The sequence below is a fragment of the Rhodococcus sp. Q1 genome (assembly GCF_004153645.1).
In the GTDB taxonomy this organism is placed as follows: domain Bacteria; phylum Actinomycetota; class Actinomycetes; order Mycobacteriales; family Mycobacteriaceae; genus Rhodococcus; species Rhodococcus gordoniae.
Map to the genome: position 1 here is coordinate 782,999 of NZ_SDMJ01000003.1, position 9,859 is coordinate 792,857.

Genomic DNA, 9,859 nt, shown 5'->3' on the forward strand with positions numbered 1-9,859 from the left:
AAAGGTGCCGCCGGGGTTCATGCGGTGCGGGTCCGTGCCGCGAACGCCGCACCGGTGGCGAGCGCGCCGGTGACCGACGCCGCGAGCAGTCCGTGGTGGCGGGACAGCCAGGTCTGCACGCTCGACGCCTTCGCGCGGTCGTCGAAGGCTCCGTGGGCGCCGAAGTCCTTGCCGTCCGTGCCGTCGGCGGGATCCCAGAGATTGGCGGGTTGGTCGGGATCGCGGGGTCGGTCGGTCTGCTGCGAGTCGAACCCGGTGCGGGCCAGGTACCGGTCGAGCAGACCGGGGACGAGGGCATTGGCGGCGAGGGTGGCCGCGGTGCTCGCCCCCACCCAGTACTCGCGGCGGCGCGGGTGGTCGGCGGCGTGCAGCACCGCGCGCGCGGCCACCTCGGGTTGGTAGATCGGGGGCACGGGTTGGGCGTGGCGGGGTAGCCGGGAGAGCACCCAGGAGAACTGCGGGGTGTTGACGGCGGGCATCTGCACCATGGTGACATCGATGTTGCTGTGCTGGTGCAGCAGTTCGCATCGCACGGCCTCGTGGAAACCCTGGATGGCGTGTTTGGCGCCGCAGTAGGCGCTCTGCAGCGGGATCCCCCGGTAGGCCAACGCCGAGCCGACGTGCACGATGGTGCCGCGATCGCGCGGCGTCATCCGCCTCAGCGCGGACATGGTCCCGTAGACGTAGCCCAGATAGGCGACCTCGGTGACGCGTTTGTACTCCTCCGGGGTGATCTCGGTGAACGGCGCGAAGACCGACGTGAACGCCACGTTGATCCACACGTCGATCCGGCCGAACCGCTCGACCGTGGCGGTGGCGGCGGCGTCGACCGCGTCGGGGTCGGCAACATCGGTGGGCACGATCAGGGCCTGTCCCCCGTCGGCCTCGATCTCGCGGGCGGCGGCGGCGAGGCCGGTCTCGCCGCGGGCGAGCAGGGCGACCCTCGCGTGGCGTTGTCCGTAGGCGCGGGCCACCGCCCGTCCGATGCCGGCGCTGGCGCCGGTGACGACCACGACCTGGTCGCTGGGTGACGATGTCATGACATCGAGGTCCTTTCGGTGTGCGAGTCGGTGCGCGGCAAACGCTCATCCCGCGCAGTTCCAGGGGTGGGCGAGACGCCGAGCCGATTCGAGCAGCAGGGCGTGCACGAAGGCCTGCGGGAGATTGCCGCGCAGTTGTCGTTCGACGACGTCGAATTCCTCGGTGAACAGTGCCGGGGGTCCGCATGCGGCGCGATTGCGTTCGAACCACCGCACGGCCTCGACGGTGTTGCCCTGCTGATGGTCGGCGAGCGCCATGACGAATCCGCACAGCAGGAAGGCGCCCTCGGCGTCGGCGAGCGGACGGTCGTCGTGGCGGAAGCGGTAGACGTAACCGTCCCTGCCGAGCTCGGTGCGGACGGTGTCGAGGGTGCGGCGGCTGAGCGAATGGTCCGCCGGCCATGCTCCCCGGATCGCGGGCAGCAGCAGCGCGGCGTCGACCCGGTTGTCGTCGGGTGCGCGTTGCCACCGGCCGGACGGATGGGTGCTGTCGGCGAGAACGGCCCCGGTCAGCGTGTCGGCCAGGTCGTTCCATCGGTCTCGTTGTGTGCGAGGGGCGCTCGCGGCGACGGCGCGTAGGCCTGCGATGCACGTCAGCTTCGAGTGCGCCCAGTGGCGGGTGTGCAATTCCCAGATGCCGGCATCGGGTTCTCGCCATCGGGTTTCGATGGCTGCGACGGCGGTCTCGACGGCCCGCCAGTCCTGTCCGTCGAGTCGGTCGTGACGGGCGGCGGCGGCGAACAACACCAGCGCTTCCCCGAAGGTGTCCAGTTGGAATTGCCGGTTCACCCAGTTGCCGATGACCACCGTGCCGCCGGGATATCCCGGAAGGGGGCAGGTGCGCTGGGAGGGCACCTCGCCTCCGCCCGTGGTGTATGCAGGCTTCAGATGTGGGCCGTCGGCGAGGAGGCGGTCTCGGACGAAGCGCACGGCGGCGTCGAGGAGGGGGTGTGGGCCGTAGGCGGCGGCTGCGTGTCCGGCATAGCACTGGTCCCGGATCCAGCAGTACCGGTAGTCGTAATTGCGGCCCTGCGCCGCGCGTTCCGGCAGGGAGGTGGTCGCGGCGGCCACCATACCGCCGCTGCTACTGGTCATTCCGGTCAATACGGCCGTTGCATGTCGTGCGTCCCGGTCGGCGAGGGTGCCGTCGACCGGTCGTACCGCGCCCGCCCAGGCGTGTTCGGTCCGGCGCCACAGTTCGTCGGCCGGTGTCGGTTCGCCGGGGAAGGGACGGTCGGCGATCTCCAGGATCAGATCGTGGCTGCGCCCGGCCGGCAGGTGGAGGTGCATCTCGAGGCCGGTCTCGGTCGGTGTCGCCTCCTCGGCTCCGCTCCACCGCAGGTGCAGCGGACCGGCGGTCAGCTCCCAGCGACCGTCACGACGGGCGGGGGGCGAGGCACGGTGGTGGCCGTAGCCGACGCCCGCGCGCAACCTCACCCGCAGCCGGGTGTCGTCCTCGGGGGGAAGAATTCGGCGCAGGATCACCGTGGTGTGCGGATCGGCGGGCATCGCGAGCGCTTCCCGGCACTCGACGATTCCGGTGGCGACCCAGCGACTGCGCCAGATCAACGTCCCGTCCTCGTAGTAGCCGCCCCAGACGAAGCGGGGCGTGTCGGGTGCGACGGCGTACGTCCCGTTTCCGCCGAGCAGGGTGGAGAAGACGGGTTCGGAATCCCACGAGGGGGCACACATCCACGCGAAGTCGCCGCGGGGGCCGACCAGGGCGCCGCGCTCCCCGTCGGCGACCAACGCGTATTCCCGTAGCACGTGGGGCGCGACGTCTGCGCCGGACCAGGGTGTTCGCATCGTGGCCTCGGTTTCCGCTCGGTATCGGCACGAACGAGGGGGTCGGTGGGCGAGATCCCGCCCACCACCATCTTGCACCCGACAATCATTGTGTGAGCGCAATAATTGCGTTTGGTTGCCAGTTCTGCCGGGAAGGACGACCATGGTGCGTACCGAGCACACCTCCGATCGGGCTCCGCCCGGATCGAGTGGAGATGCGCTGCTGCTGCACACGTCTTCTCGCTCTTCCGGACGGCATGCGAACAACCCGGCGCCGCACGGTAAGGAGAGATACCGATGGCCGACAACAACGTCGCCGACTACTTGCTCGAGCGATTACGCGACTGGGGGGTCGAACACGTCTTCGCCTACGCCGGGGACGGCATCAACGGCATCCTCGCCGCGTGGGGACGAGCGGAGAATCGTCCGCAATTCGTGCAGTCCCGCCACGAGGAGATGAGCGCCTTCCAAGCGGTCGGGTACGCCAAGTTCACCGACCGGCTCGGGGTGTGCATGGCCACCTCGGGGCCGGGCGCGATCCACTTGCTCAACGGCCTGTACGACGCCAAACTCGACCATGTCCCGGTCGTCGCGATCGTCGGGCAGACCAACCGCAGCGCCATGGGCGGGTCCTACCAGCAGGAAGTGGACCTGCTGAGCCTGTACAAGGACGTGGCGAGCGACTACGTGCAGATGGTCACCGTCCCCGAACAGCTACCCAACGTGCTCGACCGTGCGATCCGCACCGCGCTGACCCAGCGCGCCCCCACCGCGGTGATCATTCCCGCCGACGTGCAGGAACTGCCCTACTCGCCGCCCACCCACGAGTTCAAGATGGTGCCGTCGAGTCTGGGCTTCGACCGTCCGCGCGTGGCCCCGGACGACCGGGCGATCACCCGGGCCGCCGAAATCCTCAACGCCGGACGGAAGGTCGCATTGCTCGTCGGCAACGGTGCGCGCGGCGCCGCGGCCGAAATAGAGCAGGTCGCCGAGACGCTCGGCGCCGGCGCAGCCAAAGCCCTGCTGGGCAAGGATGTCCTGTCGGACGAGTTGCCCTGGGTCACCGGCTCGATCGGCCTGCTCGGCACCCGACCGAGCTACGAGCTGATGCGCGACTGCGACACGTTGCTCACCGTCGGCTCGAGCTTCCCGTACACCCAGTTCCTCCCCGAGTTCGGGCAGGCCCGCGGAGTTCAGATCGACCTCGACGCACGGTTCGTCGGCATGCGCTATCCGAACGAGGTCAACCTCGTCGCCGACGCCCGCACCGCACTCGAAGCACTTGTGCCACATCTGGAGTACAAGCAGGACCGCGCCTGGCGCGAGAAGATCGAAGCCGACGTCGCCCGATGGTGGGAAACCATGGACATGGAAGCCGACGTACCCGCCGATCCGGTCAACCCGCTGCGACTGTTCTCCACACTGTCACCGCGTCTGCCGGACGATGCCATCGTCACCGCCGATTCCGGATCGTCGGCGAACTGGTACGCCCGCCAGCTCCGGTTCCGCGGTCGCATGCGCGGGTCGCTGTCGGGCACCCTCGCCACGATGGGCCCGGGGGTGCCGTATGCGATCGGCGCGAAGTTCGCCCACCCCGACCGGCCGGTGATCGCGTTCGTCGGAGACGGCGCGATGCAGATGAACGGCATGGCCGAGTTGATCACCATCAAGCACTATTGGGCGAGCTGGCACGACCCGCGCTTGATCGTCGCGGTCCTGCACAACAACGATCTCAACCAGGTCACCTGGGAGATGCGGGCGATGGCCGGATCCCCGAAATTCGCCGAGTCCCAGACACTTCCGGATATCGACTACGCCGGGTTCGCCGCCTCCCTCGGGTTGCAGGCCGTCACGGTGACCGATCCGGACGATCTCGACTCCGCCTGGGACGCGGCCCTGGCCGCGGACCGCCCCACCCTGCTCGATGTCCACACCGATCCGAACATGCCCCCCATCCCCCCGCATGCCACCTGGGACCAGTTCAAAGCCGCCACCGCAGCGGTACTCGGTGGCGACGAGGACCGCTGGGGTTTCCTCAAGGAGGGCATCAGGACGAAGGCCCAGGAGTTCCTGCCGCACAAGGGCAACTGATCGTCTCGCCATGACCGTCACCGAGCTCACCGCAGCGGCTTACACGATCCCCACGGACAGCCCCGAGGCGGACGGCACCCTCGCCTGGGACAGCACCACCATGGTCCTCGTGCACGCGCACACCCCGGACGCCGTCGGGATCGGATGGACGTACGCGCCGGCGGCCTGCGGGCCCGTGGTCGCCGACCTGCTCGCCCCGGTGGTCGTCGGACGTTCGGAACAGGACGTGGCCGGAGCACACGAGGCGATGGTGCGGGCACTGCGCAATGCCGGACGTCCCGGCATCGCCGGATGCGCCCTGTCCGCGGTGGACGTGGCCCTGTGGGATCTGAAGGCACGGTCGATCCCCCTGCCGCTGCACCGTCTGCTCGGCTCCGTCCACGACCGGGTGCCGATCTACGGCAGCGGCGGCTTCACCACCTACGACCGGTCACAGCTTCGGGACCAACTCGAACACTGGGTCGTGGACCAGCGCATTCCACGTGTGAAGATCAAGATCGCGGAGAGCTGGGGAACCGACCCGGCCCGCGATCTGCGTCGCGTCCGCCAGGCGCGCGAAGTGATCGGCGAGGCCACGGAGCTGTTCGTCGACGCCAACGGCGGTTACACCTGCAAGCAGGCGATCCGGGTGATGCAGGTCGCCGCCGACTCCGATGTGCGCTGGTTCGAAGAACCGGTGTCCTCCGACGACCTCGACGGCCTGTGCCGGGTCCGCGAGGCGGTGCGTGCCGACGTCACCGCCGGCGAATACGGCTACGACCTGCCGTACTTCCGGCGCATGTGCGTGGCCGGGGCCGTCGACTGCCTGCAGGCGGACATCACCCGGTGCGGTGGCATCACCGAGTGGCTGCGCGTCGCAGCCCTCGCCGCGGCGCACGGGCTGGACATCTCGGCGCACTGCGCCCCCCACCTGCACGTACACGCTGCCACCGCCGTTCCCCGCCTGCGGCACCTGGAATGGTTCCACGACCACGTCCGGATCGAGACGAGCTTCTTCGACGGCGCTCTCGACCCGACCGGCGGAACCCTCGGCCCGAGAACCGACGTCGCCGGACACGGCCTGACCCCGAAGATCGCCGACCTCGAACCGTTCCGGGTGCGGTAACGGGATACACCCCACCAGGGAGGACGACCAGTGACCACCCACTCCGCCCACCGAGCGGGTCCGCGGGCCCCGCTGCTGTTCGACGAACTCGCCGCGGCTCTCCGGGACCGGGTCGACGGAGAGATACGGTTCGACGCCGGATCGCGCGCCGCATACTCCACCGACGCCTCCAACTATCGGCAGGTGCCGATCGGGGTGGTCGTGCCCCGCACCCCCGACGCCGCCGTCGACACCGTCGCCGTGTGCCACGAGTTCGACATCCCCGTGCTCTCCCGCGGAGGTGGCACCAGCCTCGCCGGGCAATGCTGCAACACGGCGATCGTGCTGGACTGGAGCAAGTACTGCACCCGTGTCGGCAGCGTCGACGAGCAGGCCGGCACCGTGAGGGTCGAACCCGGCATCGCCCTCGATGCGCTCAACGATGCGCTCGAACACACCGGATGGATGTTCGGCCCCAAACCGTCCACGCACGTCAGCTGCACGATCGGGGGGATGATCGGCAACAACTCGTGCGGCTCCACCGCACAGGCGTACGGCAAGACCGTCGACTCGGTGCTCGCCCTCGACGTGCTCACCTACGACGGCACCCGCATGTGGGTGCGGGCCACGGACGACGACGAATACGACCGGATCATCCGGCCCGGCGACCGCCGCGCGCAGATCTTCCGTGGCCTGCGCGCACTGCGCGAACGGTACGGCGACGACATCCGCGCCCGCTATCCCGACATCCCCCGCCGCGTGTCCGGGTACAACCTCGACTCGCTGCTGCCGGAGAAGGACTTCGACATCGCCCAGTTGCTCGTCGGCAGTGAGAGCACGCTGGTCACCGTGCTCGGCGCCGAGCTGAAACTGGTGCGGCGCCCCGCCGCGTCCGCGCTCGTGCTGCTCGGTTTCGACGACATCACCACCGCCGCCGATGCCGTCCCGCTCGTCGTCTCCCACGACCCGGCCGCCCTCGAAGGCATCGACCGTCGGCTCGCCCAGCTCGAACACAGCCGGCGGCTCGCGGAGAAGGCCCTGCAGCAACTGCCCGAAGGCGACGCCTGGCTGATGGTGCAGATGAACAGCGACGACCGAGCCGACGCCGACGACAAGGCGAAGACGATGCTCGACGACGTGTGCCGACGTACCGGGGCACATGCCGCCGTGTTCGACGATCCCGCCCACAAGAAACAGATGTGGGCGGCCCGCGAAGCCGGGCTCGGCGCCACCGCCTATCCACCGGGTGAGCCGGAAACCCACGAAGGGTGGGAGGATGCGGCCGTTCCACCGGACCGTCTCGGCGACTATCTGCGCGATTTTCGGGCGTTGCTCGAGCGGTACGGTTACGGAACAGCGTCCCTGTACGGGCATTTCGGTCAAGGCTGTGTCCACACCCGGATCCCGTTCGATCTGCGGACCGCCGAGGGCATCGCCACCTACCGCAGTTTCGTCGAGGACAGCGCCCGTCTCGTCGTCGACTACGGCGGGTCGCTGTCCGGTGAGCACGGCGACGGGCAATCCCGGGCCGAACTGCTGCCCGTCATGTTCGGCCCGCGCCTGGTCACCGCGTTCGAGGAACTCAAAGCCCTGTTCGACCCCGACAATCGGATGAACCCCGGCAAGATCGTCCACCCGTTCCGGCTCGACGAGAACCTGCGCCAGGGCGCGGATTATCGGCCCGCCGAACCGAGCACCCATTTCGCCTATCCGGACGACGATCACCGCTTCGCGCACGCGGCGGCCCGCTGCGTCGGTGTCGGCAAGTGCCGTGGCCACGAATCGGGGGTCATGTGCCCGAGTTACCGGGCCACCGGCGAGGAGGAACACTCCACCCGCGGCCGGGCCCGCCTGCTGTTCGAGATGCTCCAGGGTGACGTGATCACCGACGGGTGGCGGTCGACCGAGGTCAAGGACGCCCTCGATCTGTGCCTGGCCTGCAAGGGCTGCCGCAGCGACTGCCCGGTCGATGTGGACATGGCGACCTACAAGGCCGAATTCCTCTCCCACTTCTACGCCCACCGGCCCCGGCCGCGCGCGCACTATGCGATGGGCTGGATTCCCGTCTGGGCACGCCTGGCAGCCCTGGCGCCGGGGGCGGTCAACACCGTCGCGCACGCTCCGGTGCTGACGGACCTGGTGAAGAGGCTCGGTGGGGTCGACTCGCGGCGGCCGCTGCCCCGGTTCGCCACGCAACGCTTCCGCCACTGGTTCGCGCACCGCGACGCACCGACCGCAGGCGGAGCACGCGGCACCGTCGTGCTCTGGCCGGATACCTTCACCGACAACTTCGATCCGCAGATCGCCCGGGATGCCGTCACCGTCCTCGAACACGCCGGCTTCACCGTGCGCCTACCCGATCGCGGTGCGTGCTGCGGGCTGACGTGGATCTCCACCGGTCAGCTGCCCACCGCCAAACGCGTGCTGCGGCGCACGCTGACGATCCTCGCCCCGCACCTGCGCGCCGGCGCTCCGATCGTGGTGCTCGAACCGAGTTGCGCGGCGGTGTTCCGCGCGGATCTGCCCCAGCTGCTGTACGGCGACCAGGACGCCCGGCGGCTGGCCGAGCAGACGGTGACCCTCGGTGAGCTGCTGCACGCCCGCGCCCCGGACTGGGCGCCACCGCCCCTGCAGGCGACAGCCTTGATGCAACCGCATTGTCACCAGCATGCCGTGCTGACATACGCTGCCGAGCAGACCGCACTGGAAGCCGCCGGTGTCGACGTCGACGTGCTCGACGCCGGATGCTGCGGTCTCGCCGGCAATTTCGGTTTCGAACGCGGGCATTACGAGGTGTCCGTGGCGTGTGCCGAGGACAAGTTGCTGCCCGCGGTCCGCCGCGCGGAGCCGGGCACCGTGCTGGTGGCGGACGGGTTCAGTTGCCGCACCCAGGTGCGGGATCTGCAGCCGGGCAGTGCGCCGCTGCACACCGCGCAGGTCCTCGCCGCGGCCGTGCACGCCGGGGGGCGTCGATCATGACCGCCACCGAGGTGCGGCCGCTGCGGCCCGGGCGTCCCTATCCGCGGCGCCGCGGTTCCAAGGGCGCGGCGATCGTCGCGGCGGTGACCACCACCGATCCGAAGCAGCTCGGGGTGTTCTATCTGAGCACCGCCTTCGGGTTCTTCCTGCTCGGTGGGGTGCTGGCGATGCTGCTGCGCGGCGAACTCGCCGTGCCCGGGTTGCAGTTCCTGTCGACCGAGCAGTACAACCAGTTGTTCACGATGCACGGCACGATCATGCTGTTGCTGTACGCCACGCCGATCGTCTTCGGTTTCGCCAACTACATCCTGCCGTTGCAGATCGGCGCCCCCGATGTGGCGTTCCCGCGGTTGAACGCGTTCAGCTATTGGGCGTATCTGTTCGGTGGGCTCGTCACCGTGGCCGGATTCCTGACCCCCGGTGGTGCCGCAGATTTCGGATGGACAGCCTATGCACCGCTCAGCGATGTGGCGCATTCGCCGGGTATGGGGGCGAATATGTGGATCATGGGTCTGGCGTTGTCCGGGCTCGGCACGATCCTCGCCGCGGTCAACATGGTCACCACCGTGGTGTGCCTGCGCGCACCGGGCATGACCATGTTCCGGATGCCGATCTTCACCTGGAACATCCTGATCACCAGCCTGCTGGTGTTGTTGGCTTTTCCGATTCTCACCGCGGCGCTGATGGGGTTGCTGGCCGACCGACAACTGGGTGCGCACATCTACGATCCGGGTACCGGCGGCGCGCTCCTGTGGCAGCACCTGTTCTGGTTCTTCGGTCACCCCGAGGTGTACATCGTGGCGCTGCCGTTCTTCGGCATCGTCTCGGAGATCTTCCCGGTCTTCTCCCGCAAGCCGATCTTCGGATACAGCGGCCTGGT

The 9,859-nt window shown here is 69.0% G+C and carries 6 protein-coding genes; 4 read left to right on the forward strand and 2 right to left on the reverse strand.

All coding sequences use genetic code 11. From position 1 onward, the window contains the following. Positions 1-17: 17 nt before the first annotated feature. Both EQ874_RS12190 and EQ874_RS12195 read right to left on the reverse strand, forming a co-directional pair. Positions 18-1,040, reverse strand: a complete 1,023-nt coding sequence (locus EQ874_RS12190) for an SDR family oxidoreductase (RefSeq protein WP_129976897.1) — start codon at positions 1,038-1,040, stop codon at positions 18-20. Positions 1,041-1,085: 45 nt separating this feature from the next. Continuing rightward, positions 1,086-2,846, reverse strand: a complete 1,761-nt coding sequence (locus EQ874_RS12195; protein ID WP_165369236.1) for a glycoside hydrolase family 15 protein — start codon at positions 2,844-2,846, stop codon at positions 1,086-1,088. A gap of 276 nt (positions 2,847-3,122) precedes the next feature. Between EQ874_RS12195 and EQ874_RS12200 the strand changes: the two genes are divergently transcribed. The 4 genes from EQ874_RS12200 to EQ874_RS12215 all read left to right on the forward strand — a co-directional run. Continuing rightward, on the forward strand, positions 3,123-4,916 hold the full coding sequence (locus tag EQ874_RS12200) for a thiamine pyrophosphate-requiring protein (RefSeq protein WP_129976898.1): 1,794 nt from the start codon (positions 3,123-3,125) through the stop codon (positions 4,914-4,916). A gap of 10 nt (positions 4,917-4,926) precedes the next feature. Beyond that, the gene (locus tag EQ874_RS12205; protein WP_129976899.1) at positions 4,927-6,021 is read left to right on the forward strand and encodes an enolase C-terminal domain-like protein; all 1,095 of its coding nucleotides are present in this window, start codon (positions 4,927-4,929) and stop codon (positions 6,019-6,021) included. Positions 6,022-6,093: 72 nt separating this feature from the next. Beyond that, on the forward strand, positions 6,094-8,979 hold the full coding sequence (locus tag EQ874_RS12210; protein WP_129976940.1) for an FAD-binding and (Fe-S)-binding domain-containing protein: 2,886 nt from the start codon (positions 6,094-6,096) through the stop codon (positions 8,977-8,979). Next, on the forward strand, positions 8,976-9,859 hold an 884-nt coding region (locus EQ874_RS12215), incomplete at its 3' end, for a cbb3-type cytochrome c oxidase subunit I (protein WP_207213526.1). The genes EQ874_RS12210 and EQ874_RS12215, both read left to right, overlap by 4 nt.

Coding starts and splice junctions, on each gene's coding strand:
- EQ874_RS12200 (WP_129976898.1), top strand. CDS start 3,123: ATGGCCGACAACAACGTCGCCGACTACTTGCTCGAGCGATTACGCGAC.
- EQ874_RS12195 (WP_165369236.1), bottom strand. CDS start 2,846: ATGCGAACACCCTGGTCCGGCGCAGACGTCGCGCCCCACGTGCTACGG.
- EQ874_RS12190 (WP_129976897.1), bottom strand. CDS start 1,040: ATGACATCGTCACCCAGCGACCAGGTCGTGGTCGTCACCGGCGCCAGC.
- EQ874_RS12205 (WP_129976899.1), top strand. CDS start 4,927: ATGACCGTCACCGAGCTCACCGCAGCGGCTTACACGATCCCCACGGAC.